Origin of the sequence: Streptomyces sp. NPDC048734 (assembly GCF_043198675.1) — a bacterium.
GTDB lineage: Bacteria > Actinomycetota > Actinomycetes > Streptomycetales > Streptomycetaceae > Streptomyces.
This window is the reverse complement of the sequence record NZ_JBICUZ010000003.1, coordinates 182,781-208,960: the sequence shown is the minus strand read 5'-3', so window position 1 is coordinate 208,960 and position 26,180 is coordinate 182,781. Positions and strand designations below refer to the sequence as shown.

Genomic DNA, 26,180 nt, shown 5'->3' with positions numbered 1-26,180 from the left:
CGGTGTCGTACGTCCTCGGTGGCGCGTTACCGTCGGGGTCGTGGTTGAGGGGTGGGGCGAGGACGGGCTGCGGGCCCTGCGTGGCGCGCTCCACGCGCAGGACGGAGTGGCGCTGGTTGCAGCGTTGCGTCGTGGACCCGTGCGTGAGGCGCTGCAGCCGGCCGGCGATGGTGTGGCCGGGGCCGCGGCGCAGGGCCTGCCGGGGGCTGCGGAGATGGCGGCCCTGTTTCTCGGCGCGCTCCAGGAGCGCGGCTTCCGGGGCGATGAGGAGCTGGCGGATCGGTTGCGCGCGGCCACGGGAGACGCGGCGATCCCCCTCCTGCGCCCGCTCGCGGTCGATCTGGAGATGCTCGCCATGCTGCTGGAGGGCGACCCGGCCGAGTCCGGTGGCCGGATCGATCTGTCCACCGGGGAGTGCCGGCCTGCGTTCACCGATGAGCCGGGGCCTGGGCCCGAGGCCGAGGAGGACGACGATCCCGAGCGATGGCTGTACGTGCCGGCTCTGGGGTCCCGGGCCGGTTACCGGGACATGGAGCTGTTCGAAGGGCCCGGAGGCGACATACGTCAGGAACTGCTTGGCCGAGCGGACGGCGGCGACGAGATCGGGGGCGCCGGTAACCCAGGCGACGCCTTGTTCGCGCACGTATTCGCGTGAGGGCCCACGGGGCTACATGTTCGAGAGACAGTGGGCTGTTGTGTACACATGGGACACTCGGTACCCTTGGGTACATGACGCAGCCCATGCCCATAGAGTCGATCCGCGATGTCCGGGCACACCTGGCCGAGGTCGTGGAGCGGGCCGATCGGGACGACGTACCTACCGTCATCACCCGGCGCGGCAAGCAGGTCGCCGCCGTGGTGTCCATCGAAGTGCTGCGCAAATACCAGGAGTGGGAAGAGCGCGAGATCAACCGGATCATCGACGAGCGCATGACCAACCCGGCACCCGGCATCCCTATCGAGGACATCATGAGGGAGACGCTGGCACGCAGTGAGTGAGTACCGCACCGTCTTCCGAGCCGAGGCTCAGGCCGAACTCCGCAAGGTGCCGCGAGACATGGCCCTCCGCATTTTGGCCAAGCTGGCTGAGCTGGAGAACGACCCGATGGGGTTCAACACCACGGCCCTCGTCTCCCAGCCCGACCGGCGGCGCCTACGGGTAGGCGACTACCGCGTGATCTACACAATCGACAACGGCGAGCTGGTGGTGTGGGTCGTACACGTCGGGCATCGCTCCACCGTCTACGACACCTGAGCTCCGACATGGGTCAGTGCGCGAACGCCTTGCGGAGCCGTTCCGCCGCGTCCGCCAGTACCTCGACGCGTTTGCAGAACGCGAAGCGGATGTACGGCGCGCCCGCGTCCTTGTGGTCGTAGAAGACCGCGTTGGGGATGGCGACGACGCCCGCGCGTTCGGGGAGGGAGCGACAGAAGGCGATGCCGTCGCTCTCGCCGAGGGGCCGGATGTCGGTGGTGATGAAGTACGTGCCCTGTGGCCGGTGGACGCGGAACCCGGCTGCGCGCAGGCCGTCGCTGAGCAGGTCCCGCTTGGCCCGCATGTCTTCGCGGAAGCCGTCGAAGTACGCGTCCGGCAGGCGCAGGGCCTCGGCGACCGCGTACTGGAAGGGTCCGGAGGCCACGTACGTCAGGAACTGCTTGGCCGAGCGGACGGCGGCGACGAGACCGGGGGCGCCGGTAACCCAGCCGACCTTCCAGCCCGTGAACGAGAAGGTCTTGCCGGCGGAACCGATGGTGACCGTCCGCTCCCGCATCCCCGGCAGCGTGGCCAGGGGCACGTGCTCGGCACCGTCGAAGACCAGGTGCTCGTACACCTCGTCGGTGACGACCAGCAGGTCGCGCTCCACCGCCAGTTCGGCGATCGCGGTCAGCTCCTCGCGGGTGAGGACCGTGCCGGTCGGGTTGTGCGGGGTGTTGATCAGCAGGAGGCGCGTGCGGTCCGTCACCGCGTCGCGCAGCTCGTCGAGGTCGAGGCGGAACCGGGCCTGTGCGGGGTCGGGCCGCAGCGTCACCGGCACCCGCGCGGCGCCCGCCATGGCGATGCAGGCCGCGTAGGAGTCGTAGTACGGCTCCAGGGCGACGACCTCGTCCCCCGGCTCCAGCAGGGCCAGGAGGGCGGCGGCGATCGCCTCGGTCGCGCCCGCGGTGACCAGGACCTCCGTGTCGGGGTCGAACGTCAGGCCGTAGCGGCGGTGCTGGTGCCCGGCGACCGCCGTGCGCAGCTCGGGGACGCCGGGGCCCGGCGGGTACTGGTTGCCGCGTCCGTCCCGCAGCGCCCGTACGGCCGCCTCGCGGATCTCCTCGGGCCCGTCCGTGTCCGGGAAGCCCTGGCCGAGGTTGAGGGACCCGGTCCGCAGGGCCAGCGCGGACATCTCGGCGAAGACCGTCGTCCCGAACTCGGCGAGACGGCTGTTGAGGAAGGGGCGTGCGGTGGCGGTCATACCGGTCATCCTGCGCCGAAGCTCTGGACTTCCTCAAGTGTGCTTTGGCGGCCGGGGCGGCCGGGCATCCCCCGTGCACGCGCCGGTCGCACCGGTTGCGCGAGGCGCCCACGGGGGGCCGCTTCGGGGGATTCGGAAGGAGGGTGAGAGCCATGGCAGTCGGCATCATCCTGGCGGTACTCGCAGTCGTCGTCCTGCTGGTGGTCGTCATCGTCACGGCCGTCCGCAGGAGCACCGCCGGACACCGGGGAGCGGCCCGGCCCGGCTCCCGTTCACGCGGGGGAAGCGGCGGCGGCAGCAGCAGCACGGACAGCGGCAGCAGCTGGTGGGCCGCCGGCGGCGGGGCAGCCGTGACGTGCGGCTCCTCCTCGGGCAGTGACTCGGGCAGCGGTTCCGGCGGCTCTCACTCGGGCGGCGGTCACTCCTGCGGGGGCGGCTCCTCCTGCGGGGGCGGCGGCGGCGGATGCGGCGGAGGCGGCAGCTGACACGGGGCAGCTGAGCTTTCCCGGGGGGAGCCGCACCCGGGCCGCGGGGCCGTCCCCCGACCGAGGGCGCCCCGCGGCCGCACCGTGTCCGGCGTGTCCGGCGTGTCCGGCGTGTGGGGCGTACGGGGTGCACGGGGCGTGCGAGGGCGGTTCCCGGCCGCGCCCGCGCACGCCGAGGTTGAACAGTTGAGCTGAGGAGCCCTCTGAGGGATGGAAACCCCACGAAGTTGGGTAAAAACGCTGTGGTGTCGCCACAGTTCATGATTCCCTCTAAAACACCAACGCAGCCCCTCGGACCCCTCGGACGTCTCGCGCGGACGTCCTCCCCACGCCGGGCCGGCCGGGGCCGACTTCCCTCGGAGCCACCGGGGGTGCGCCGGACCTTTCCTTCTTCTGTGCGTTCTAGCGGAGCCGAGTCATGCTCACGACCCTGAACACCTCCTACACCGACACGTGCGCGGCCGACCTGGCCTGGGCCCTGGGGCGTGAGCCGCTGCCCGCCCTGGCCACGCTCGACCTCGAACTGTCCGGAGCCGTAATCCAGTTGAGGCTGCTCGGTGCCTCGCACCAGGTGCTCCTTGAGGAGGAGCGGGGCTTCTGTTCCGAGACGGTCGCGTGCATCCCCGGCAGCAGCACCCCCCTCCCGCTCGGCGTGGCCAAGCGGCTGGGTGACTGGGAGTACGAGTTCGCGGCCCGCGTCGAGACGCTGACGCCGGACCAGTTCGCGAGCCGGGCCCAGGAACTGCTGGCCCTGGTCTCCGACCACCCGCACGGCCTCGCGGGCGTCTTCCCGGGCAGCCCGCACGCCTTCACGGCCCTGCTCGCGCAGCGCCACGAGGGCCATGTGCACTGGCGGACCTGGCACGCCTACCCGCAGGACGGGCAACTGGTGGCGACCAGGACGCGGGTGGGCGTGAGAGTGCCGGCGCACTGAACCGCGCCTCGATGACTCAAACGCGCGGGCACCTGATCGACCGCGAATTTCACACGTGTGGGTGACGAAGGGTGTCGTAATCGTCACGTAACGTCGCAGTCGTGATCGAACCGCACGCACCGGCCCCGCCCGGTGTTCCGTCCCGGCGCGGGCCCGCGCGACTGCCCGTCCGGCCGGACACCGGACGGTTCCTGGTGCTCGCGTGCGTGTTCGTCTGCGCGGCCTGCGGTCTGGTGTACGAACTCGAACTGGTTGCCCTCGCCTCGTACTTGATGGGCGACTCGGTCACCCAGACCTCCGTCGTGCTGTCCGTCGTGGTGTTCGCGATGGGCATCGGCTCCCTCGCGGCCAAACGGCTGCGCCGCCTCGCCGCCGCCGGTTTCGCCGCCGTCGAGGTGGTCCTCGCCCTGGTCGGCGGCTGCAGCGCCATGGCCCTGTACGCCGTGTTCGCCTGGACGGGCGGCTGGGGCGGCCCGTGGGAGAACGGCCCGCGCGTCCTGCTCGTCGCCTTCTGCCTCACCATCGGACTGCTCATCGGTGCCGAGGTGCCGCTGCTGATGGAACTGATCCAGCGCGTCCGCCGCCAGGACGCGGGCGGCGCGGTCGCCGACCTGTTCGCCGCGGACTACGTGGGCGCGCTGGTCGGCGGCCTGGCCTTCCCGTTCCTGCTGCTGCCCTTCCTGGGCCAGCTGACCAGCTCCCTGCTGACCGGCGCGGTCAACGTGATCGCCGGGGGCGCCCTCGTCCTCGGCCTGTTCCGCCGCGACCTCACCCGCCGCACCCGCCGGCTCCTCCTCGTGGCCAACGGCACCGTCCTCGCCGTCCTCGCCTGCGCCGCCGTGCTCGTCGACGACTTCGAACAGGCGGCCCGCCACGCGGTCTACGGCGACGACGTCCGGGTCGCCCTGCACACCGGCGTCCAGGAGATCGTCCTCACCGGCGGCACCCGCGGCCGCCCCCTCGCCCTCTACCTCGACGGCCGGCTCCGCGGCGGCGGCCACGACCAGCTCCGCTACCACCGGGCCCTGGTCCGCCCCGCGACGGCCGGCCCGCACGCGCGCGTGCTCGTCCTCGGCGGCGGCGACGGACTGGCCGTCCGCGAGGTCCTCACCCGACCCGGCACCCGCCGCGTCGACGTCGTCGACCTCGACCCCGCCCTGATCCGGCTGGCCCGCGCCGACCCCGGGCTCTCCCGCCTGAACGGCCACGCCATCGACGACCCGCGTGTCCGCGTCACCGTCGGCGACGCCTTCCGCCGGCTGCGCGAGACCCCGTCGGGCACCTACGACGTGGTGATCGCCGACCTGCCCGACCCCGGCATGACCGCCGGCACGAAGCAGTACTCCCAGGAGTTCTACGGCCTCGCCCGCCGAGCCCTGCGCCCGGGCGGCCGGCTCGCGGTCCACGCCGGCCCGGTGGACGTCCGGCCGTACACCTTCTGGACGGTCGAGACGACGATGCGCGCGGCGGGCCTGCGCACCGCCCCCTACCGGGCCGAGGGCGACTGGGGCTTCGTCCTGGCCGCGGCCGGGACCCGCCCCGACCTGCGGCTCGGCCCCGGCGAACGGGCGCTGCGGACGGGCCCGGCCGGCCTGCGGGCCTCCACCCTGGTCCACCCGCGCCACTGAGCGGGCCTCCACTCTGGACCACCCGCGCCACTGAGCGGGCCTCCACCCTGGACCACCCGCGCCACTGGGCGCGCGCAGGGTACCCCCGGCCGGTGCGCGGGGGTGCCGATCCAGGTTTCGGCGGGTGCATTCCCGGACGCGCTGGGTAGGCTCCGCCCTTATGGAGCATGAGGTGTTCGTTCCGGTTCCGGCAGAGCGACTGCGGGCGGCCCTCGCCGACCCCGCGCGGGTGGCCCGGGCCCTGCCCGGCTTCCAGCAGGACGCGGGCACCGAGCCCGTCGCCGGCCGGCTGAAGCTGCGCGTGGGCGGCCACACCATCACCTACCGCGGCGCCCTGCGCGTCACCGCCCGCGAGGACGGCGGATACGCCGTCGAGGGCGGCGCCACCGAGGCCCGCGGCTCCGGAACGGTCGAACTCGCGCTCGCCCTGGTCCTGCGGGAGACCGACGGGGCCACCACGCTCCGCTTCGCGGGTACGGCGACGGCGGACGGCCGGATCGCGGAACTCCCGGCGGACGCCGTGGACTCGGCGGCCCTACGCCTCCTGGACCGGTGGGCGGAGAACCTCGGGGCCGAAGCGGAAGCGGAAGCGGAGGGGGCGGCGGCCGGGGAACCTCCCGCCGCGGCCACCGTCACCGAGGCCGAGGTCCCCCCGCCCGGCCCCGCCGTTCTGAACTCCGTGAACGGGTCGGCCGACGCGGACGACCTGGACGACGTCGACGACGTCGACGGCCTGGACGACACCGACGACGTCGAGGACGCGGACGACCTGGAGGACGCGGACGACGTGGGCCCGACGCACGCGGTGGACGCCGTCGCAGGGTTCCCGGACCCCGGCGTCCCCCTGGCCGAGGCCGCACACGCGCGCCGCACGATGATCGGACGCAGCGCGGAGGAGGTGGACCACGCCCCGCCGCGCGGCCGGTACGCCCCGGTCCCGGCGCCGCAGACCGCCGCCCGGGACAACGCCCTGCGCTGGGCGGCCCCCGCGGCCGCGCTGGCAGTGGCGTCGGCGATCGTGGTCGGCCGGGCGCTGCGGCGCCGCCGGTGACCCGGACGCCGCGCCGGTGACCCGGACGTCGTGCCGCCGGTGACCCGGACGCCGTGCCGCCGGTGTCCTGAACGCCGCGCCGGTGTCCTGGACGCCGTGCCGCCGGTGTCCTGAACGCCGCGGTGACACCCGACACCCCCTTGATCACCTCGATAGGGTCGTCCCGTGAGCGACGAAGACTTCACGCTGACCGCGGGAGACGCGGAGGTGACCGTCCGGCCCGGCAACGGCGGGCGGGTCGGAGGGCTGCGGGTCGGCGGGGCGGAGCTGCTGCGGCAGGGCGACCGCTTCGGCTGCTTCCCGATGGTGCCCTGGTGCGGGCGGATCAGGGACGGCCGCTTCCGGGACGGCGCGGACGTGCACCAAATGCCGCTCAACGCCCCGCCGCACGCCATCCACGGCACCGTCCGCGACGGCGCCTGGAAGGTGGCCCGCAGGTCGGCGGACGAGGCGGTCCTGACGTACGACCTGGTCGACCCCTGGCCCTACCCCGGCCGGGTCACTCAGATCGTCGCGCTGACCGAGGACGCGTTGACGCTGTCCATGGCGGTGGAGACGCACGGCTCGTCGTTCCCGGCGCAGATCGGCTGGCACCCCTGGTTCAACCGGAACCTCGGCGCCGGGACCGCCGAGACCGGCGGGACCGGCGGGACGAGTGAGGACGTTCAGGTCGCCTTCGACCCCGCCTGGCAGGAGGAGCGCGGCGGGGACCACCTGCCGACCGGCAACCGGATCGAGCCGAAGCCCGGCCCCTGGGACGACTGCTTCGGCATGCCCGACGGCGTCTCGGTCACCCTCACCTGGCCGGGCCGGCTCCGCCTGGAGGTGACGAGCCGGGAGAAGTGGGTCGTCGTCTACGACGAGCAGGAGGCCGCCGTGTGCGTGGAACCGCAGACCGGCCCGCCCGACGGCCTGAACACCCTCCCGCGCCTGGTCACGCCCCTGGAGCCGCTGGAGGCCACGACCACCTGGTCCTGGACCCGCCTCTAAGCTGAGGGGCATGACGGACGACGTACGCGGCGCGCTGCTGCAGCAGATCAAGGACAAGGCCGTGGTGCACGGCAAGGTGACCCTCTCCTCGGGTCTGGAGGCCGACTACTACGTCGACCTGCGCCGCGTCACCCTCGACGGCGAGGCCGCCCCGCTGGTCGGGCAGGTGCTGCTCGACCTGACCGCCGAGCTGGACTTCGACGCGGTGGGCGGACTGACCATGGGCGCCGACCCCGTCGCCGGCGCGATGCTGCACGCCGCCGCCGCGCGGGGCCGCAGGCTGGACGCCTTCGTCGTGCGCAAGGCGGCGAAGGCGCACGGGATGCAGCGGCGCGTCGAGGGCCCCGACATCAGGGGCCGCCGGGTCCTGGTCGTCGAGGACACCTCCACCACCGGCGGGTCCCCGCTGACCGCCGTGGAGGCCGTGCGGGAGGCGGGCGCCGAGGTGGTGGCCGTGGCGACCATCGTGGACCGGGCGACCGGCGCCGCGGAGAAGATCGAGGCGGGTGCGGGCGTGCCGTACCTGTTCGCCTTCTCGAAGGATGAACTGGGTCTGGACTGACGACCCGGTATGACCTGGACTTGACCGGCACACGGACCTGCCGCGCAGGTCTGGAAAGATGGGCACGACGATGACGTCGCACCCAAGGTCTAGGTCAGGGCCGTAAGACTCAGAACGCCAACCCGCACACCCAAGGAGCGGACGAATGCCCATCGCAACCCCCGAGGTCTACGACGAGATGCTCGACCGGGCGAAGGCAGGCAAGTTCGCCTACCCGGCCATCAACGTCACCTCGACCCAGACCCTGCACGCGGCTCTGCGCGGCTTCGCGGAGGCGGAGAGCGACGGCATCATCCAGATCTCGACCGGCGGCGCCGAGTTCCTGGGCGGCCAGTACAGCAAGGACATGGTGACCGGCGCCGTCGCCCTCGCGGAGTTCGCGCACATCGTCGCCGAGAAGTACCCGGTCACGGTCGCCCTGCACACCGACCACTGCCCGAAGGACAAGCTCGACGGGTACGTGCGTCCGCTGCTGGAGCTCTCCCGCAAGCGCGTCGAGGCCGGCCTCGGCCCGCTGTTCCAGTCCCACATGTGGGACGGCTCCGCCGAGACCCTCGCCGACAACCTCTCCATCGCGCAGGAGCTGCTGGCGAAGGCCCGCGCCGCGAGGATCATCCTCGAGGTCGAGATCACCCCGACCGGCGGCGAGGAGGACGGCGTCTCGCACGAGATCAACGACTCCCTCTACACGACGGTCGACGACGCGCTCCGCACCGCCGAGGCCCTCGGCCTGGGCGAGAAGGGCCGCTACCTGCTCGCCGCGTCCTTCGGCAACGTGCACGGCGTGTACAAGCCGGGCAACGTCGTGCTCCGCCCCGACCTGCTGAAGGAGCTCAACGACGGCGTCGCGGCCAAGTACGGTCAGCCGGCCGGCAGCAAGCCGTTCGACTTCGTCTTCCACGGCGGCTCCGGCTCCTCCGCGGAGGAGATCGCGACCGCGCTGGAGAACGGCGTCGTCAAGATGAACCTCGACACGGACACGCAGTACGCCTTCACGCGTCCCGTCGTCGACCACGTGTTCCGCAACTACGACGGCGTCCTCAAGGTCGACGGCGAGGTCGGCTCCAAGAAGACCTACGACCCGCGGACCTGGGGCAAGCTGGCCGAGGCCGGCATGGCCGCGCGTGTCGTCGAGGCCACGCAGAACCTGCGCTCGGCGGGCACGAAGATCAAGTAACGGCCCGCCGGCCGGATCATCCCGGTCCGCTACGCCGTACCTCGCGAGCCCGGTGCCCCGGCGCCGGGCTCGCGGTATACCTGGGACCATGCCCGACGTCCGGCTGGCCTCGCCCCAGGGCAGGTGGATCCTGTTCACCACGGTCCTCGGCTCCAGCATGGCCATGCTGGACTCGACCGTCGTCAACATCGCCCTGCCCCGCATCGGCCGCGACCTGGACGCCGACCTCGCCGCCCTGCAGTGGACCTCCAACGCCTACCTGGTCACCCTGGCCGGGCTGATCCTGCTCGGCGGCTCCCTCGGCGACCGGTACGGCCGCCGCAAGGTCTTCGTGGTGGGCGTGGTCTGGTTCGCCGTGGCCTCCCTGCTGTGCGGACTCGCCCCGAACGCCGGCGTGCTGATCGCCGCCCGCGCCCTCCAGGGCGTCGGCGGCGCCCTCCTGACCCCCGGCTCCCTCGCCCTCATCCAGGCCTCCTTCCACCGCGACGACCGCAGCCGGGCCGTGGGCCTGTGGTCCGGCTTCGGGGGCGTCGGCGCGGCCGTGGGGCCCTTCCTGGGCGGCTGGCTGGTGGACGGTCCCGGCTGGCGCTGGGTGTTCCTGCTCAACGTGCCGCTCGCCGTGCTGTGCGTACCGGTCGCCCTGCGGCACGTCCCCGAGTCGGGCGACGGGAAGGCGCACGGCCGCTTCGACGTCCTCGGCGCGGTGCTGGGCGCCGTCGCCCTCGCGCTCGTGACGTACGCGCTGATCGAGGCGGGCGGGGGGTCCGCGACCGTGGCGGTGGCGGCGGTGGCGGCGGTGGCCGGTCTCGCCGCCGCGGTGGCCTTCGTGCGGGTCGAGCGGCACCGCCCGGACCCGATGATGCCGCCCGGCATCTTCGCCTCCCGCCAGTTCACGGCCGTCAACCTGGTCACCCTGTGCGTGTACGCGGCCCTCGGCGGCTTCTTCTTCCTGTCCGCGCTCCAGCTCCAGGTCGTGGCCGGCTACTCCGCCCTCGGCGCGGGTACGGCCCTGCTGCCGACGACCGTCCTGATGCTGCTGCTCTCCGCCCGCTCCGGCCAGCTGGCCGAGCGGATCGGCCCGCGTGTCCCGCTCACCGCCGGCCCGCTGCTGGCCGCGGCCGGGATGCTGCTGATGCTGCGGGTCGGCCCCGGCGCCTCCTACGCCGCCGACGTCCTGCCCGCCGTCCTGGTGCTCGGTCTCGGCCTGGTCACCCTGGTCGCCCCCCTGACCGCGACTGTCCTGGCCTCGGTGGACGTCTCCCGCGTGGGCTTGGCCAGCGGCATCAACAACGCGGCGGCGCGCGCGGCGGGCCTCGTCGCGGTGGCCGCGCTGCCCCTGCTGACCGGGATGGGCGCGGAGGCGTACCGCTCGGCCGACGCCTTCGACGACGCGTTCGGGCGGGCCATGCTGTGGTGCGCGGGGGCGCTGGTCGTCGCCTCGCTGATCGCCTTCACGACCGTACGCCGCCCGCCCCCGGACTGCCGCCACCCGGAGTGCAGGACCCACGGGGCCGTACTGGCACCCCCGCTGGAGGGGGAGCGGGCGTCGGCGCGGCTGCCGGCGGGGCCCGCGGAACCGGAGAGCTGAAGGAAGGCGGGAGGGGAGGGGCGCGACCCCGTCGGCGTGAACCCCGGCGGGTCCTCCAGACTGGACCCATGTCCATTCACGAGAACCTGCTCGGGGGACCGCCCCCGACCCACCTGCCCGACGATCCCGAGCCCCGCGAGCTGCTCGCGGCCGGCACGGCCCCCGCCGACGTCGCCGCCAAGTACCCCACGTCCTCCCTGGCCTGGGCCCGGCTCGCCGACGACGCGTTCGAGCGCGGCAGCGTGGTGGAGTCGTACGCCTACGCCCGTACCGGCTACCACCGCGGCCTGGACAGCCTGCGCCGCAGCGGCTGGAAGGGCCACGGGCCGGTGCCCTGGGAGCACGAACCCAACCGCGGCTTCCTGCGCGCCCTGCACGCCCTCGCCCGCGCCGCCGGGTCGATCGGCGAGCGGGAGGAGTACGAGCGCTGCACGCAGTTCCTGAAGGACTCCTCGCCGACGGCGGCCCAGACGCTGGGCTAGTCCCCGGCCGGTCCTGGGCCGCTCCCAGGCCGCTCCCGGGCCGGTCCTGGGCCGGTCCCGGGCCGCTCCCGGGCTGAGTCCCGACCGGCCCCTTCGGGGTACGGGCCCGCCCGGTGCGACCGGGCGGGCCTTGCACTTTCGGGTGACGATTGCGGAAGATGCCCCCTGGGGACCGGGGCCCCCGTGTCGGTAACGGCAGGGGCGGACCGCTACCCGGAGTACACATCAGGAGACAGCGATGTCCCACGAGGCTCACGAGCCCGAGACCCCGCATCTCGACTTCGCAGGCACGACGCCGTACGAGGACTACGTCAAGGCGGACGTGCTCACCCACCTCCAGCACACCCTCTCCGACGATCCCGGAGAGATGGTCTTCCTGGTCACGACCCAGGTGATGGAGCTGTGGTTCACGGTGATCGTCCACGAGTGGGAGACCGCGGCCGGCGCCCTGCGCCGGGACGACGTGCCGACGGCCGTCGCCGCGCTGAAGCGCTCCGTGCGCGAGCTGGAGGCGCTGAACGCCTCCTGGAAGCCGCTCGGACAGCTCACGCCGGCCCAGTTCAACTCGTACCGCGGCGCGCTGGGCGAGGGCTCCGGCTTCCAGTCCGCGATGTACCGCCGCATGGAGTTCCTGCTCGGCGACAAGTCCGCGTCGATGCTGGTGCCGCACCGCGGCGCCCCGCGCGTCCACGCCGAGCTGGAGAAGGCGCTGCACGAGCCGAGCCTCTACGACGAGGTCCTGCGGCTCCTCGCCCGGCGCGGGCACGCCGTCCCCGAGGCCGCTCTGACGCGTGACGTCTCCCGACGCTACGAGCCGTCGCCGGAGGTGGAGGCGGTGTGGACCGCCCTCTACGCGGGCGACGAGTCCGACGAACTCGCCCGCCTCGGCGAGGCGTTGACCGACGTCGCCGAGCTGGTGTGGCGCTGGCGCAACGACCACCTCGTCGCCACCCGGCGCGCGATGGGAGCCAAGACGGGCACGGGCGGTTCGGCCGGCGTGGCCTGGCTGGAGAAGCGCGCGCGCAACAACGTCTTCCCCGAGCTGTGGACGGCGCGCTCCCATGTCTGATCTCCGGTCCGGTCTCTCCCACAGGGCCCACGAGCTGGACTCCGCCGACGGACTGGCCCACAAGCGCAAGGAGTTCGTCCTCGACGAGGTCGTCTACCTCGACGGCAACTCGCTGGGCGCGCTGCCCGTGTCCGTCCCCGGGCGGCTGGAGGACGTCGTCCGCCGCCAGTGGGGCGAGCTGCGCATCCGCTCCTGGGACGAGAGCGGCTGGTGGACCGCGCCCGAGCGGATCGGCGACCGGATCGCCCCGCTGGTGGGCGCGGACGCCGGGCAGATCGTCGTGGGCGACTCCACCAGCGTCAACGTCCTCAAGGCGGTCGTGGGCGCGGTGCGGCTGGCGGGGGAGGAGCGGGACGAGATCCTCGTCGACGCGACCACCTTCCCCACCGACGGCTACATCGCGGAGTCGGCGGCCCGGCTCACCGGCCGCACCCTGCGGCCGGTGACCCCGGCCGAGGTGCCGGCGGCCCTGTCGGACCGTACGGCCGCGGTGCTGCTCAACCACGTCGACTACCGCACCGGCCGGCTGCACGACCTGCCCGCCCTCACCGCCGCCGTGCACGCGGCGGGCGCGGTCTCCGTGTGGGACCTGTGCCACAGCGCGGGCGCGCTGCCGGTCGGCCTCGACGAGCACGGCGTGGACCTCGCGGTCGGCTGCACCTACAAGTACCTCAACGGCGGCCCCGGCGCACCGGCGTACCTGTACGTGCGGCGTGAGCACCAGGGCCGCTTCGACTCCCCGCTGCCGGGGTGGAACTCGCACGCCGAACCGTTCGGCATGCGGTCCGCCTACGAACCCGCCCCGGGCGCCCTGCGCGGGCGCGTCGGCACCCCGGACATCCTGTCCATGCTCGCCCTGGAGGCGGCGCTGGAGGTCTGGGAGGGCGTGTCCGTCGACACGGTCCGCGCCAAGTCCCTCGCCCTGACGGACTTCTTCCTGGAGTGCGTCGCGGCGTACGTCCCCGACGGCACGGTGGAGTGCCTCACGCCCCGCCCGCACGAGCAGCGGGGCAGCCAGATCGCCCTGCGCTGCGACGGGGCGGACGAGGTGATGCGCCGGCTGATCGAGCGCGGAGTGGTCGGCGACTTCCGCCGGCCGGACGTGCTGCGCTTCGGCTTCACCCCGCTGTACGTCGGATTCGCGGACGTGGAGCGGGCGGCGGCGGTGCTGGGGGAGGTGCTGGGGGGCTAGCTCCTTCCTTCGCACCGGCCCGGTCGCACCGGCCCGGTCGCACCGGGCCGGTCATCCCCCGGTACGGACGTACACCCCTGCCGCGGCAGCCGCGTGCGCGGCGCGCGCGGCCCGCTCCGCGGCAGGGGCGTCCGGCACCACCCCCGCGGTCAGCCACTCGTAGTACAGCGGTGCCGAGACCGCCCGCACCACCGCCCCCGCGTCGGTCCCCGCGGGCAACTCCCCGCGTGCGACCGCCTGTTCCACGCACGGTGCCCACTCGGCGACCCGCACCGCGTAGAACCGCCGCAACGCCTGCGCCGTACGCGCGTCACAGGCCGCCGCCGCGATCACCGCCCGGAACAGCGCCCCCTGCCGGACGTCGGCCAGCGTCCGCTGCACGAGACCCGCGTTGGCCAGCAGGTCGGTCAGCACCGCCCCGGTCTCCGCGCGGGGCGACGACGTCTCCGCCATCTCGGCGAGGAGATCGGCGACCAGCCCCGTCACGGACCCCCACCGCCGGTACACGGTCGTCCTGCCGACCTCCGCACGCCGCGCGACGTCCGCGAGGTCGAGCCGGTCGAAACCCTCCTCGACCAGGACGTCCCCGGCCGCCCGCAGCACGGCGGCACGCACACGTGCGGTGCGCCCTCCGGGACGCACGGTGCCGGGCTCGGCGGACATGACGGCCTCCTTGGCGCACGCGCGGGCGACGTCCCGCGCAGGACGTCAGCGTAACGAAACAACAGAACCGTTTGACCCTCACCGAGCGTGACATCCGTGTGTCCGCGCACGTCACCGGCCTGATACCGTCCCCGCCAACGGCCGAATCCCCACCGGGGCCGCCAGAACCGTTCCGTCCAATTCCGTTTTGCCGCTGAGAGGTTGGAGCATGCCGGACGACGCCGTCGCAGCCCGGGCCGCCGCCGAGGAGGAGTCGGCCTTCTCGCATCCGGCGGTCGAGCCCGACGCCACCGCCGCCTACGGCGACCATCCCGACCAGCTGATCGACTTCTACGCCCCGCGCGGCGCGACCGGCCCCGTGCCGCTGGTGGTCGTCCTGCACGGAGGAGCGTGGCGGGCGCCGTACGACCGCCGGCACCTCACGCCGTTCGCGGACTTCCTGGCGCGGCGGGGCTTCGCCGTGGCCAACGTGGAGTACCGGCGGGGCGCGGCGGTCGCCGGGGGCGGGGCCGCCGGTGGCACGGTCTTCGCCGGCGCGGTCTCCGGTGGTACGCCGGGCGGGGCGGTGACGGCGGCGGGCCGCTGGCCCGACACCTTCGACGACGTCGCCGCCGCGCTGGACGCGCTGCCCGCCCTCGTCCGGGAGGCCCTGCCGCAGGCGGACACCCGCCGCACGGTGCTCACCGGCCACTCGGCGGGCGGCCACCTCGCGCTGTGGGCCGCGGCCCGGCACGTCCTGCCGGCCGGCGCGCCCTGGCGCGTCGACGGGCCGCCCCCGCTGCGCGGCGTGGTCGCCCTCGCGCCGATCGCCGACTTCGGGGTCGCGGAGAAGCTCGACGTGTGCGGCGGCGCGGTGCGGCAACTCCTCGGCGGCGAGGCGCACGCCGGCGAGCGGCGGCCGTACGCCGACCCCGCGCTGCTGCTGCCGACCGGCATCGCGACGACCCTGGTCCAGGGCCGCACCGACCTGATCGTCCCGGAGGCCGTCGCCGAGTCGTACGCGGACGCGGCGGCGAAGGCGGGCGAGGTGGTGGGCCTGACGCTGCTGGAGGACGTCGGCCACTTCCCACTGATCGACCCGGTGGCGGACGCGTGCGCGGTGGTGGCGGAGGAGATCGCGCAGCTGGCGTGGTGAGGGGACGGCGGGGCTGCGGTGGGGGGCCGTCGTACCCCGGCCCGTCGTACCCCGGCCCGTAGTACTTGAGAGGGACCCGGCGAAACCCCTCTCACTGGTGACGACCGCCGCCCCCGCCTCCCCCTACGGTGCTGATGTGACCGAGACGACCCAGACGCCCCAGACACAGACAACGCCGCCGGACGACCCGTACGCGGCCTACCGGCCGCGCAGCCCGGAGATCAGGGCGGCCGTGGGCGCCGTGCGGGGGCTGCGGGAGGACCTGTTCGAGGATGCCTTCGCCTACCGTCCGCTGCCCCGCCGCGAGCCGGACGGCCGCCTCACCCGCCGGCTGACCGGCCGCAAGCGGGTGTACGCGACCTGGTCCCGGCACGCGCTGGTCGGAGCGGGCGGCGCGCTCGCCTTCCTGGCCTCCTTCGCCGAGGACAGCGGCCTGGTGGGCCTGGTGTGCGGGCTGCTGGCGCTGGCACCGGTGCTGCTGACCCTGGTCCGCCCGGTGGGGGCGTTCTGGCTGTCGCTGGTGTCCACCACGCTCGTCGCCGCCTTCGGCTCGGCGTGGAGCGACTGGCCGTGGCTGCCGGGCACGTTCATCTCCCACCTCCTCGTGCTGACGGTCGTGGCGATACGCACCCGGCCGCGCACGGCGGCCTGGATGTGGCTGCTGACCGTCGTCTACGGCCTCGTCGCCGAGGCGGTGTTCGGCGGGAGCCACTACTACACCAACGTCGGGCCGATGCTGGTCGTCTCGGCGCTCGTCCTGCTCGCCGTCACCGTCTGGCACATCCGACGGCAGGCCGAGGAGGAGGTCACGGCCCAGCAGACGGTGACCGCGCACGAGCGCTCCCGGCGCACGCTGCTGGAGGAGCGCACCACCATCGCCCGCGAGCTGCACGACGTGGTCGCCCACCACATGTCGGTCGTCGCCATCCAGGCGGAGGCCGCCCCCTACCGGGTGGAGAACCCGCCGCCCGAGCTGGAGAAGGCGTTCGCGACGATCCGGGAGAACGCGGTCGCGGCCCTGACCGAGCTGCGCCGGGTCCTGGGCGTGGTCCGCGCCGAGGACTACGAGGCCCCGGACGCCCCGCAGCCCACGCTCGCCGAGCTGGACGGGCTGCTGGCCAACGTGCGGGAGGCCGGTCTGCCGGTCGAGAAGGCGGTGACCGGCGCGGTGCGGGAACTGCCGCAGGGCGTGGAGCTGTCGGCGTACCGGATCGTGCAGGAGGCGCTGAGCAACACCCTGCGGCACGCGCCCGGCGCGAGCGCCCGCGTGGAGATCGGCTACGTGCTCGGCGGGCTGGGCCTGCGCGTCGTCAACGGCCCGCCGACCGACCCCGCCCTGGTGAAACCCTCACCGGGAGCCGGGCACGGCATCACGGGCATGCGGGAGCGGGTGACCATGCTGGACGGCGAGATGACGGCGGGCCCGACGGGGGACGGCGGCTACGAGGTGGCCGTGTTCCTCCCGGTGCCGATGGCCACGGCGGACGACGGTGCGGCATGACCATCCGGGTACTGGTCGCGGACGACCAGATGATGGTCCGCGAGGGCTTCTCCGTCCTGCTCAACGCGATGCCGGACATCGAGGTCGTCGGAGAGGCGGTGAACGGCCGCGAGGCGGTGGACCGCGTCCGTGAACTGGCGCCCGACGTCGTCCTGATGGACATCCGCATGCCCGAGCTGAACGGCATCGAGGCGACACGGGAGATCGTGGCCGCGGACGGCACGGCGAAGGTGCTGGTCCTCACCACCTTCGACCTCGACGAGTACGTCTACCAGGCGTTGCGCGCCGGGGCCTCCGGCTTCCTGCTGAAGGACGCCTCGGCGCGCCAACTCGCGGACGGGGTACGGATCGTGGCCGCCGGGGAAGCGCTCCTCGCCCCGTCCGTCACCCGGCGTCTGATCACCGAGTTCTCCCGGCTGTCCGACGGCCCCCGGCTGCCCCGCGCCGCCCAGGCGTCCTACGGCGACCTGACCGAGCGCGAGACGGAGGTCCTGGTCCTCATCGCGCAGGGCCTGTCCAACGCGGAGATCGCCGGGCGGCTGGTGGTGGCGGAGTCCACGATCAAGACGCACGTCAGCAGGATCCTGGTGAAGCTGGGCCTGCGGGACCGTACCCAGGCGGCGGTGTTCGCCTACGAGGCGCGGCTGGTCAGGCCCGGGTGAGACGCCCCTGGTCAGCAGTGGGGTCGACGGGCTAGCGTCCGGTCATGGCAGCAGTCGACGACCTTCGCTTCGATCCCTGGGACCCGGCGTTCGTGGCCGACCCGTACCCGGCGTACGCCGAGTTGCGGGAGCGGGGCCGGGTGATCCGCTACGAGCGCACCGACCAGTGGCTGGTGCCGCACCACGCGGACGTCTCGGCGCTGCTGCGGGACCGGCGGCTCGGGCGGACCTACCGACACCGTTTCACGCACGAGGACTTCGGGCGGACGGCGCCCCCGGCCGAGCACGAGCCGTTCCACACCCTCAACGACCACGGGATGCTCGACCTGGAACCGCCGGACCACACCCGGATCCGGCGGCTGGTGTCCAAGGCGTTCACGCCCCGCACGGTCGAGCGGCTCAAGCCGTACGTCGAGCGGCTGGCCGGTGAGCTGGTCGACAAGCTGGTGGCGGCCGGCGGCGGCGACCTGCTGACGGACGTCGCGGAACCGCTGCCGGTGGCGGTGATCGCCGAGATGCTGGGGATCCCGGCGTCGGAACGGGCCCCGCTCAGGCCGTGGTCGGCGGACATCTGCGGGATGTACGAGCTGAGCCCGTCGCCGGAGACGGCCCGCCGGGCGGTGCGGGCGTCACAGGAGTTCTCCGCCTACCTGCGGGAGCTGATCGCGGCCCGCCGCGAGGAGCCCGGCGACGACCTGGTCTCCGGGATGGTCGCAGCCCACGACGAGGGCGACCGGCTCACCGAACAGGAGATGATCTCGACGGCCGTGCTCCTGCTGAACGCGGGCCACGAGGCGACGGTCAACGCCACGGTCAACGGCTGGTGGGCGCTGTTCCGCGACCCCGGCCAGCTGGCGGCCCTGCGCGCCGACCACGCGCTGGTCCCCTCCGCCGTGGAGGAGCTGATGCGCTACGACACCCCGCTCCAGCTCTTCGAGCGCTGGGTCCTCGACGAGATCGAGATCGACGGCACGGTGATCCCGCGGGGCGCGGAGATCGCGATGCTGTTCGGCTCCGCCAACCACGACCCCGCGGTCTTCACCGACCCGGACCGCCTGGACCTGACCCGCGCGGAGAACCCGCACATCTCCTTCAGCGCGGGCATCCACTACTGCATCGGCGCACCCCTGGCCCGCATGGAGCTGGCCGCCTCGATGCGGGCCCTCCTGGAGAAGGCGCCCACCCTGCGCCTGGCGGCGGAGCCCGCCCGCACACCGAACTTCGTGATCAGGGGCCTGGAAGGACTCGACGTGGAGATCGCCTGAACCGCCGGACTCCCGGTCCCGGGCGCCCCGCCACCGGGCGCCCCAGTCCCTCGACAGGTCCTCGTCCGGCACCCCGCCCGGTCCCGCTCACCGCTCCGGCAGCACCAGCCCCAGCGCGCCTTCGCGGACCACCCACGTCCGGCGCCGTACGGGCCCCGCCACCGCCGTGTCGGCCCGGTAGCGGAAGTCGGCCCCGGACACCGTGACGGTGCGGCCGCGGGCCTGCAGCGGGGACGCCTCCGCGCCCACCGAGACCGGCCGGACCTCCACCGCCGCCGTGCCGGAGGCGTCCGGGGTCACCGTCACCGCCTCGACCGGCTGGTCCAGGTCGACCAGCGTCACCCCGTCGACCTCGACGCGCAGCCGGGCGGGGCCGGGCGCAGGCGGGGCCGGGGCCGGCCGGGACGGCACCAGCGTGCGCACCAGGGACCGGCAGGTCGTCCGCAGCCACGGCCGTACGCCGGCCGCGTCCGGCTGCGCGTCCCGGCCGGACAGCGGCGGTATCCGCAGCGCGCCCAGGACGACCCCGTCGCTGTCGTCGACGAGCAGGTCCAGACGCCGCTCGGCGCCGTCCAGGACGGCCCGCGCCGCCGCGACCGCGCCCAGGGGCACCCCCAGGGCGTGCGCGACGCTCAGGGAGCCGCCCACGGGCACCATCGACAGCGCGCATCCGTCCAGCTCCCGCCGCCGGTGCAGCAGGGTCACCGCCCGCATCAGCGCGCGGTCGTCCCCGATCACCACCGGCCGCCGCGAGCCGCGGCGCGCGAGGACGCGGGCGAATTCCTCGGCGTCCTCCGGGAGGCACACTTTCGTCGCCGCACCCGCGCTGAGCACGTCTTTCGCGATCCGTACGGACTCTCCGTCCGTCCTCAGGGCGACCGGATCGATGATCACCAGCAGCTGCTCCGGCGTCGCGAAAGTCGCCACCTCGGTCCTGCCTCGCTTCCTCGGGTAGCATCTTTGTGCAAGAGCCCCTTGCGCTATTGCGCCAGGGGCTTCGTCTATTCCGGGGCATCCGGGTCCGACGGTGTGCGGCCGAAGACGGTCGCGCGGTGGCCGATGACGGTCGCGGTGCCGCGACCGACGACGGTCGTGGTGCACGCGGTGGTCAGAGCCTCCGCGTACGCCCCTGACCCTGGACATGCCCCACCCGGAAGGGGTGTACGCGCGTGCCCGCACTTGTGCTGCTCGGTGCTCAGTGGGGTGACGAGGGCAAGGGAAAGGCCACCGACCTGCTCGGCGGCTCGGTGGACTATGTAGTGCGTTACCAGGGCGGCAACAACGCCGGCCACACGGTCGTCGTGGGCGACCAGAAGTACGCATTGCACCTCCTCCCTTCCGGAATCCTGTCGCCCGGATGTACGCCCGTCATCGGAAACGGAGTCGTCGTCGATCCGTCGGTCCTGCTCTCCGAGCTGAGCGGTCTGAACGAGCGAGGCGTCGACACGTCGAAGCTGCTCATCAGCGGCAACGCGCACATCATCACGCCCTACAACGTGACTGTCGACAAGGTGACGGAACGCTTCCTCGGAAAGCGGAAGATCGGCACCACGGGACGGGGCATCGGCCCGACCTACGCCGACAAGATCAACCGGGTCGGCATCCGCGTACAGGACCTGTACGACGAGTCGATCCTGGAGCAGAAGGTCGAGGCGGCGCTCGACGTCAAGAACCAGCTGCTGACCAAGCTGTACAACCGCCGCGCCATCGCGGTCGAGCAGGTCGTCGAGGAGCTGCTGGGCTACGCGGAGAAGCTGCGCCCGTACGTCGCCGACACGGTCCTGGTGCTCAACCAGGCCCTCGAGGACGACAAGGTGGTCCTGTTCGAGGGCGGCCAGGGCACGCTCCTGGACATCGACCACGGCACGTACCCCTTCGTCACCTCGTCGAACCCGACCGCGGGCGGCGCCTGCACCGGTGCCGGCGTGGGCCCGACGAAGATCAGCCGGGTCATCGGCATCCTCAAGGCGTACACGACCCGGGTCGGCGCCGGCCCGTTCCCGACGGAGCTGTTCGACGAGGACGGCGCCGCGCTGCGCCGCATCGGCGGCGAGCGGGGCGTCACCACCGGCCGTGACCGCCGCTGCGGCTGGTTCGACGCGGTCATCGCCCGCTACGCGACCCGCGTGAACGGCCTGACCGACTTCTTCCTCACCAAGCTCGACGTCCTGACCGGCTGGGAGCAGATCCCGGTCTGCGTGGCGTACGAGATCGACGGCAGGCGCGTCGAGGAACTGCCTTACTCGCAGAGCGACTTCCACCACGCGAAGCCGATCTACGAGACCCTCCCGGGCTGGTCCGAGGACATCACGAAGGCCAAGACCTTCGAGGACCTGCCCAAGAACGCCCAGAACTACGTCAAGGCGCTGGAGGAGATGTCCGGCGCCCCGATCTCCGCGATCGGCGTGGGCCCGGGCCGGGACGAGACGATCGAGATCAACTCGTTCATCTGAGGCACCCGGAGAACCGCCGGGGACCGTGCCGACGGCCGCCTTCCGCTCTCGCGGGAGGCGGCCGTCGGCGCGTCCGGCGGCGCCGGTCCCGCGGGGAGACACGGGCGCACGGGCATACGCTGGAAGGAACCCCTCGCGCGTCGACGAGAAGAAGGTGAGTGCGATGCGCGTACTGCTCAAGGCAAGCATGGACACGGAAAAGGCAAACGAGGCCATCCACAACGGCACCCTGGAGAAGCTGATCCAGGAGACCGCGGAGCAGATCCACCCCGAGGCGGCCTACTTCACGACCGATCACGGCAAGCGCACCGCCTACATGGTCTTCGACCTGCAGGACAGCTCCCAGATGCCGGTGATCAGCGAGCCGTTCTTCCTCCACCTCGGCGCGGAGATCTCCTACACGCCGGTGATGAACATGGACGACGTGCGGAAGGGCCTCTCCCAGCTGGGCCGTTGAGCCCCGGGGCCGGGGCGGTCCGGCTCAGCTGAACACGATCATCGACCCCTGCGCCAGACTCCTGGTGGCCGCCGCGTGCAGCCCGAGCCACACGTGCCGTTCGCGGGCGAACGGGCTCGGGTCGTACGGCGGCGCGGCGGCCGGTTCCTCCAGCTCCGTCGGGGCGGCCGGGGGCTGCGGCGCGGCCGGCGGGTTGGCGGGGTCGATGCCGATCGAGGGGGCGACGTACTCGAGTTCCCGCAGCAGGGACTGCGAGGAGCCGAGCGGGCCGCCGCCGGCGAGCAGCTCGTCGTTGGACAGGGGCTGCGGGAAGTCCACCGGGACGTAGGCGCCGGCGTGGTCGTAGTGCCACACCAGGTGGGACTGCTGGGCCGTCGACTCGAACATCTCCAGGAGCTGCTCGTAGTCGCCGCCCAGGGCGTCGACCGGGGTCACCGGCAGTCCGCACACCTGGAGCAGGTAGGCGCGCCGCAGGAAGTGCAGGGCGTCGTAGTCGAAGCCGGCCACGGGGGCGACGTCGCCGGACAGCCCCGGCATGTACTGGTACACCGGCACGGGGGGGAGTCCCGACTCGGCCAGCACCTTGTTGTACTGCGCGAGTTCCTCGGCGAAGGGGTTGTCGGGGGTGTGGCACAACACGTCGACGAGCGGCACCAGCCACAGGTCACAGGCCAAAGAGAGCTCCTCACTCAGGGTGTCGCGCGGTCATTGCTGCCCGAACTGGGAAGGGTAGTCGGTGCGTCCTGCGTCAGCTCCCTTCGTGCAGGTCCCATACCCACACTCCGGCCACCCACCTACCGGGCCGGCCCACGAGCTCGTCCACGGTGGCCCGCAGCGGCCCGTCGTGCGGCTGCGGCGCGAGCACCAGCGCGCCCGCCCGCCAGTACGCGAGGTCCCGCCGGGCCTGCTCCCGCGCCCGGTCGTCGATCACCTGGGCGAAGCCCGTCTCCCGCACGTCCTTCAGCAGGCCCGCCGTCCAGTTCAGCGGCACGCCGTAGACACCGCCGCGGTCGCCGTCGCCGTAGGGCCGGTTGAAGTAGCCGCCCGGCATCCGGAAGCCGAGGCCGGCGGCGGTCTGCCAGTGCAGGGCCTCGGCGGCGGTGGGGTCGGGCAGCGGCACCGGCACGAGGGACTCGCCGGGGCCGACGTACCCCTTCCAGGCGCCGTCGGTGAAGAAGGCGGGCGCCCCGGCGCGCGGCTCGGACCGCAGCGGGGCCGGGACCAGGGGGAGCAGGGCCAGGCAGACGACCAGCGGGACGGCGTACCGCGGGGCCGGGGAGCGGATGCTCGCCGACCGGTCGACGGCGAGGGCGAGCAGCATGCCGAGGACGGGCGCGCAGATCAGCGCGACGCGGCCGACGATGACCGATTCCAGCAGCGGCAGGTGCGCCAGTGGTGCCCAGGGGCCGGGGAGCTCGGCGCCGGTCGCCGGGACGCGGACGCGCGGGCCCAGGGAGAGGAGGGCCGCGGCGGCCGCGGTGAACGCCAGTGCCCTGACGACGGGCCGGCGCCACAGGCCGACGGTGATCGCGAGGGCGAGGAGGAGCAGGGGCCAGCCGTAGAAGGCGTTCTGTTCGGTCCGGTTGAGGGAGAGGGCGTCCGCCCGGCCGGCGTCGCCGGCGAGGAGGGACCGCTCGGCGAAGGTGAACAGGGCGCGCACCGGGTTGGCGGCGCCGGGCCCGTGGTCGAGGTGGGTGTAGCTCTGCGGTCCGGAGAACTGCCAGGCCAGCGGGTAGACGACCAGGGTCAGGCAGACCGCCGCGGCGAGCGCCAGGCCGCGCAGCAGGGGACGTGCGGCGGCGCGGGCCGCGCGGGGGCGCGCGGCCGCGTGGGCGGCGGCGAACAGGACCATGCCCAGCGCGGCCAGCAGCAGGGCCTCCTCGCCGAGGAACACCTGGTAGGCCGTCATCAGGCCGAGGACCACGGCGTCGTGGGTGACCCGGGTGCCCGCGCACAGCCGCAGGGTCCGCTCGACGATCACCGGGATCATGAACAGGACGACGAAGTTGGGGTGGGCGTTGGCGTGGCTGACCATCGGCGGCGCGAAGGCGGCCAGCGCGGCCCCGGTGAGGGCCGCCCCGCGCCGCGTCACGAGCCGGCGCAGCATCAGCCGGTACCAGGCCGCTGCGGTGGCCGCGAGACCCAGCGTCATCGCCAGGCTGAGGGCGACGGCCGGACCCCACAGGAGCGTGACCGGGGTGAGCGGGACCGACAGGCCGAACATGGCGGTGTTCGCCATCAGGTTCACCCCGTCGGGGGCCCCCTGGAGGTCGCTGAACAGCGGGTTCCGCAGGTGTACGACGTTGTCGGCGGTCACCGCGAAGAACCACTCCCACTGGTTCTGGTCCTGGAGGGAGTCGGTGAGATAACGGTGCGCCGGGTCGAAGAAGCGGCCGGCGTAGAGCGCGACGGCCATGGCGAGGAACAGGGCGCAGGCGACGGCGTCGGCGGCCCTCACGGCGGGGAGGCGCAGGCGGACCAGGTCGCGCAGGAAGCGCGGGTAGTCCAGCGGGCGGAGCTTGGAGCCGGGCCGGGGCGACCAGTGCACGGGCACCTCGGCGACCGGCCAGCCCGCCCGCTGGAAGTGGCGCAGCACCTCCACGTCGATGGCCCAGCCGTCCAGCCGGGACGCGGCGAACGCGGCGCGGACCTTCTCGCCGTCGAACAGCTTGAACCCGCACTGGGTGTCGCGTATCCCGCGCACAACCGTCCCGCGGATGAGCAGGTTGCCCGCGCCGCCGAGCAGTTCGCGCACCGGGTGCCGGCGCTCGCCCAGCGTCGCCCCGGGCACGGCACGGGAGCCGACCGCCGCGCCGCCCTCGGTGAGAGCCTCGTCGAGCCGCTCCAACTCGCCGACGGGCACGGCGAGATCGGCGTCGGTGATCAGCACCCGGCGCCCCCGGCTGGCGCCCACGCCGAGCCGCAGGGCGTGGCCCTTGCCGCGGTTGCGGGGACTGGTGACCAGCCGCAGCCGGGGGTCGCGGCGCCGGGTGACGATCTCGCGGGTGGCGTCGGTGGAACCGTCGTCGGCGACCACGATCTCCCAGCCGTCCCACCGGTCCCCGGCGGCGGCGAGCTGCCGGGTGAGCGCGTCGAGGGTGGGGCCCAACCGCTGTTCCTCGTTGTAGGCGGGGACCACGACGGAGAGGGCGGGAGGCCGGCGGGACGCGGGCACGTCGTGGGTCTCGGGGGCGCTGTCGGACTCGGGGACGACGCCGGACTCGGGGACCCGGCCGGTCTCGGGGGCGCTGCGGGTCTCGGGGACCCGACCGGTCTCGGGGGCGCTGCGGGTCTCGGGGGCGCTGTCGGACTCGGGGACGACGCCGGACTCGGGGACCCGGCCGGTCTCGGGGGCGCTGCGGGTCCCGGGGACCCGACTGGTCTCGGGGGCGCTGCGGGTCTCGGGGGCGCTGCGGGTCTCGGGCACTTCTCGGGACTCGGGGGCGCCGTGGGACTCCTCGGCGGTGTCCGTCCCGCTCATCCGGCCGCCAGCCGCTCGATCAGCGCGAGGGAGTGCGTGTGGTAAGCGTCGATGATAGTGCGGGCCGTGGCGGTGTCGCGGCGGTGGAGGGCGTCGACCAGTTCGGTGTGGCCGGACCACAGGTTGCCGCGCAGTTCGGTCAGCCGGCGCAGGTGCTGCACCAGGCACACCCAGGTCTGCAGGCGCAGCCGGTTCAGGAAGTCGGCGAGGTAGGGATTGCCGAACAGGGCGCTCAGCTCGCGCCAGAACCGCAGGTCGTAGCCGATGAGCACGGTGAGGTCGCCGGCCGCCGCGGCCCGCTGCGCCTCCTCGCCGCGCCGGCGCACCCCCGCGACGGCCGCCGCGATCCGCGGGTCGTCCAGGCTCCGGAAGGGCTGCCTGCCCTCGTCCAGGGCGAGGAACATGCCCTCGATGACCAGGCTGCGCGCCTCGACCATCCCCCGGAAGTCGGCCACGGTGTACTCGTGCACCCGGAAGCCCCGGTGCTGGTCGGCGTCCAGCAGCCCCTGCGCCGACAGATCGACCAGTGCCTCGCGGACGGGCGTCGCGGAGACGCCGTACTGGTCGGCGATCTCCTTCACCGTGAACTCCTGGCCCGGCTGGAGCCGTCCCGCCAGCACCTCGTCGCGCAGGGCGTCGGCGATCTGCTGCCGCAGGGTGCTGCGGGTCACGGCGCCCTTGCCGCTGCTGCCGGGCATGGTCGGGGCGTCTCCCTCGTCCTCGTCGCGTACGCCGGTCGACGGCGTGAGCGCCATCGGCCGATGGCGTGCTCGTCGGTATGTACGAGCACGCCACCTTACGCGTTCGACGAATTCAGGAGCTGGTCCGCGGCTTGTCCGCACACCCGCGGCCGTCCGGCGCGCTCGACGGCCGTCGGTGCCCCCGGCAGCCGTCGTCGGCAGTCGTCCGTGCGCTCGACCGCCGCCCGGTGTGACCGAGGGCCGTC

Annotated in this window: 26 protein-coding genes; 20 read left to right on the top strand and 6 right to left on the bottom strand. The window is 73.5% G+C overall.

Going from position 1 to position 26,180, the window contains the following annotated elements:
• Positions 1-40 precede the first annotated feature (40 nt).
• The 3 genes from ACGFQC_RS09965 to ACGFQC_RS09955 all read left to right on the top strand — a co-directional run bounded on the left by ACGFQC_RS09965 (position 41) and on the right by ACGFQC_RS09955 (position 1,255).
• Positions 41-655 (top strand): hypothetical protein, encoded by a 615-nt coding sequence (locus ACGFQC_RS09965; protein WP_363087723.1) that lies wholly within the window; start codon positions 41-43, stop codon positions 653-655.
• A 74-nt stretch (positions 656-729) separates the two neighbouring features.
• Positions 730-999 carry a type II toxin-antitoxin system Phd/YefM family antitoxin gene (locus ACGFQC_RS09960; protein WP_005483715.1) on the top strand — a complete coding sequence of 90 codons (270 nt, stop codon included), beginning with the start codon at positions 730-732 and terminating at the stop codon, positions 997-999.
• The gene (locus tag ACGFQC_RS09955; RefSeq protein WP_363087484.1) at positions 992-1,255 is read left to right on the top strand and encodes a type II toxin-antitoxin system RelE/ParE family toxin; all 264 of its coding nucleotides are present in this window, start codon (positions 992-994) and stop codon (positions 1,253-1,255) included. The genes ACGFQC_RS09960 and ACGFQC_RS09955 overlap by 8 nt, the downstream gene beginning before the upstream one ends.
• Positions 1,256-1,268: 13 nt before the next feature.
• Here the strand turns inward: ACGFQC_RS09955 and ACGFQC_RS09950 are convergent, their stop codons facing one another.
• Positions 1,269-2,468: a pyridoxal phosphate-dependent aminotransferase gene (locus ACGFQC_RS09950; RefSeq protein ID WP_363087483.1), complete on the bottom strand. Its 1,200-nt coding sequence runs from the start codon at positions 2,466-2,468 to the stop codon at positions 1,269-1,271.
• Between the two features lie 143 nt (positions 2,469-2,611).
• Between ACGFQC_RS09950 and ACGFQC_RS09945 the strand changes: the two genes are divergently transcribed.
• The 11 genes from ACGFQC_RS09945 to kynU all read left to right on the top strand — a co-directional run bounded on the left by ACGFQC_RS09945 (position 2,612) and on the right by kynU (position 13,617).
• Positions 2,612-2,944, top strand: coding sequence for a hypothetical protein (locus tag ACGFQC_RS09945; protein WP_363087482.1), 333 nt, complete (start codon positions 2,612-2,614; stop codon positions 2,942-2,944).
• Between the two features lie 418 nt (positions 2,945-3,362).
• On the top strand, positions 3,363-3,878 hold the full coding sequence (locus ACGFQC_RS09940; RefSeq protein WP_363087481.1) for a DUF2617 family protein: 516 nt from the start codon (positions 3,363-3,365) through the stop codon (positions 3,876-3,878).
• A gap of 101 nt (positions 3,879-3,979) precedes the next feature.
• Positions 3,980-5,506 (top strand): polyamine aminopropyltransferase, encoded by a 1,527-nt coding sequence (locus tag ACGFQC_RS09935; RefSeq protein WP_363087480.1) that lies wholly within the window; start codon positions 3,980-3,982, stop codon positions 5,504-5,506.
• A 160-nt stretch (positions 5,507-5,666) separates the two neighbouring features.
• The gene (locus tag ACGFQC_RS09930) at positions 5,667-6,557 is read left to right on the top strand and encodes an SRPBCC domain-containing protein (RefSeq protein WP_363087479.1); all 891 of its coding nucleotides are present in this window, start codon (positions 5,667-5,669) and stop codon (positions 6,555-6,557) included.
• Positions 6,558-6,722: 165 nt separating this feature from the next.
• The gene (locus ACGFQC_RS09925) at positions 6,723-7,547 is read left to right on the top strand and encodes an aldose 1-epimerase (RefSeq protein ID WP_363087478.1); all 825 of its coding nucleotides are present in this window, start codon (positions 6,723-6,725) and stop codon (positions 7,545-7,547) included.
• Positions 7,548-7,557: 10 nt separating this feature from the next.
• Positions 7,558-8,109: an orotate phosphoribosyltransferase gene (pyrE, locus tag ACGFQC_RS09920; RefSeq protein ID WP_363087477.1), complete on the top strand. Its 552-nt coding sequence runs from the start codon at positions 7,558-7,560 to the stop codon at positions 8,107-8,109.
• 145 nt (positions 8,110-8,254) lie between these two features.
• Entirely contained in the window at positions 8,255-9,286 is a 1,032-nt protein-coding gene (fbaA, locus tag ACGFQC_RS09915; protein ID WP_363087476.1) for a class II fructose-bisphosphate aldolase, read from the top strand.
• Between the two features lie 88 nt (positions 9,287-9,374).
• Positions 9,375-10,874, top strand: a complete 1,500-nt coding sequence (locus ACGFQC_RS09910) for an MFS transporter (RefSeq protein ID WP_363087475.1) — start codon at positions 9,375-9,377, stop codon at positions 10,872-10,874.
• A 68-nt stretch (positions 10,875-10,942) separates the two neighbouring features.
• On the top strand, positions 10,943-11,356 hold the full coding sequence (locus ACGFQC_RS09905) for a DUF3151 domain-containing protein (protein ID WP_363087474.1): 414 nt from the start codon (positions 10,943-10,945) through the stop codon (positions 11,354-11,356).
• Between the two features lie 238 nt (positions 11,357-11,594).
• Entirely contained in the window at positions 11,595-12,425 is an 831-nt protein-coding gene (locus ACGFQC_RS09900) for a tryptophan 2,3-dioxygenase family protein (RefSeq protein WP_363087473.1), read from the top strand.
• Positions 12,418-13,617: a kynureninase gene (kynU, locus tag ACGFQC_RS09895; protein ID WP_363087472.1), complete on the top strand. Its 1,200-nt coding sequence runs from the start codon at positions 12,418-12,420 to the stop codon at positions 13,615-13,617. Before ACGFQC_RS09900 ends, kynU begins: the two co-directional genes overlap by 8 nt.
• 51 nt (positions 13,618-13,668) lie before the next feature.
• Here kynU and ACGFQC_RS09890 read toward each other — a convergent pair whose 3' ends face one another.
• The gene (locus ACGFQC_RS09890; RefSeq protein WP_363087471.1) at positions 13,669-14,280 is read right to left on the bottom strand and encodes a TetR/AcrR family transcriptional regulator; all 612 of its coding nucleotides are present in this window, start codon (positions 14,278-14,280) and stop codon (positions 13,669-13,671) included.
• Between the two features lie 208 nt (positions 14,281-14,488).
• Here ACGFQC_RS09890 and ACGFQC_RS09885 point away from each other — a divergent pair, with 208 nt between their 5' ends.
• From ACGFQC_RS09885 to ACGFQC_RS09870, 4 genes are all read left to right on the top strand, one after another.
• Complete coding sequence (locus tag ACGFQC_RS09885; RefSeq protein ID WP_363087470.1) at positions 14,489-15,415, top strand: alpha/beta hydrolase; 927 nt, start codon at positions 14,489-14,491, stop codon at positions 15,413-15,415.
• 136 nt (positions 15,416-15,551) lie between these two features.
• Positions 15,552-16,916 (top strand): histidine kinase, encoded by a 1,365-nt coding sequence (locus ACGFQC_RS09880; protein WP_363087469.1) that lies wholly within the window; start codon positions 15,552-15,554, stop codon positions 16,914-16,916.
• The gene (locus ACGFQC_RS09875; protein ID WP_363087468.1) at positions 16,913-17,578 is read left to right on the top strand and encodes a response regulator transcription factor; all 666 of its coding nucleotides are present in this window, start codon (positions 16,913-16,915) and stop codon (positions 17,576-17,578) included. The genes ACGFQC_RS09880 and ACGFQC_RS09875 overlap by 4 nt, the downstream gene beginning before the upstream one ends.
• Positions 17,579-17,622: 44 nt before the next feature.
• Positions 17,623-18,843: a cytochrome P450 gene (locus tag ACGFQC_RS09870; RefSeq protein ID WP_363087467.1), complete on the top strand. Its 1,221-nt coding sequence runs from the start codon at positions 17,623-17,625 to the stop codon at positions 18,841-18,843.
• 87 nt (positions 18,844-18,930) lie between these two features.
• Here the strand turns inward: ACGFQC_RS09870 and ACGFQC_RS09865 are convergent, their stop codons facing one another.
• Positions 18,931-19,770 (bottom strand): diacylglycerol kinase, encoded by an 840-nt coding sequence (locus ACGFQC_RS09865; protein WP_363087466.1) that lies wholly within the window; start codon positions 19,768-19,770, stop codon positions 18,931-18,933.
• 242 nt (positions 19,771-20,012) lie between these two features.
• On the opposite strand from ACGFQC_RS09865, the gene ACGFQC_RS09860 reads away from it, so the two are divergent.
• Both ACGFQC_RS09860 and ACGFQC_RS09855 read left to right on the top strand, forming a co-directional pair.
• Positions 20,013-21,296, top strand: a complete 1,284-nt coding sequence (locus ACGFQC_RS09860; RefSeq protein WP_363087465.1) for an adenylosuccinate synthase — start codon at positions 20,013-20,015, stop codon at positions 21,294-21,296.
• 163 nt (positions 21,297-21,459) lie between these two features.
• A complete protein-coding gene (locus ACGFQC_RS09855) occupies positions 21,460-21,753 on the top strand; it encodes a hypothetical protein (protein WP_363087464.1) in 294 nt (97 codons plus the stop codon).
• Positions 21,754-21,777: 24 nt separating this feature from the next.
• On the opposite strand, the gene ACGFQC_RS09850 is transcribed toward ACGFQC_RS09855, so the two are convergent.
• The 3 genes from ACGFQC_RS09850 to ACGFQC_RS09840 all read right to left on the bottom strand — a co-directional run bounded on the left by ACGFQC_RS09850 (position 21,778) and on the right by ACGFQC_RS09840 (position 25,932).
• Positions 21,778-22,428 carry a hypothetical protein gene (locus ACGFQC_RS09850; RefSeq protein WP_363087463.1) on the bottom strand — a complete coding sequence of 217 codons (651 nt, stop codon included), beginning with the start codon at positions 22,426-22,428 and terminating at the stop codon, positions 21,778-21,780.
• 73 nt (positions 22,429-22,501) lie between these two features.
• Complete coding sequence (locus ACGFQC_RS09845; protein ID WP_363087462.1) at positions 22,502-25,234, bottom strand: glycosyltransferase; 2,733 nt, start codon at positions 25,232-25,234, stop codon at positions 22,502-22,504.
• A complete protein-coding gene (locus ACGFQC_RS09840; protein WP_363087708.1) occupies positions 25,231-25,932 on the bottom strand; it encodes a GntR family transcriptional regulator in 702 nt (233 codons plus the stop codon). The genes ACGFQC_RS09845 and ACGFQC_RS09840 overlap by 4 nt, the downstream gene beginning before the upstream one ends.
• Positions 25,933-26,180: the final 248 nt, after the last annotated feature.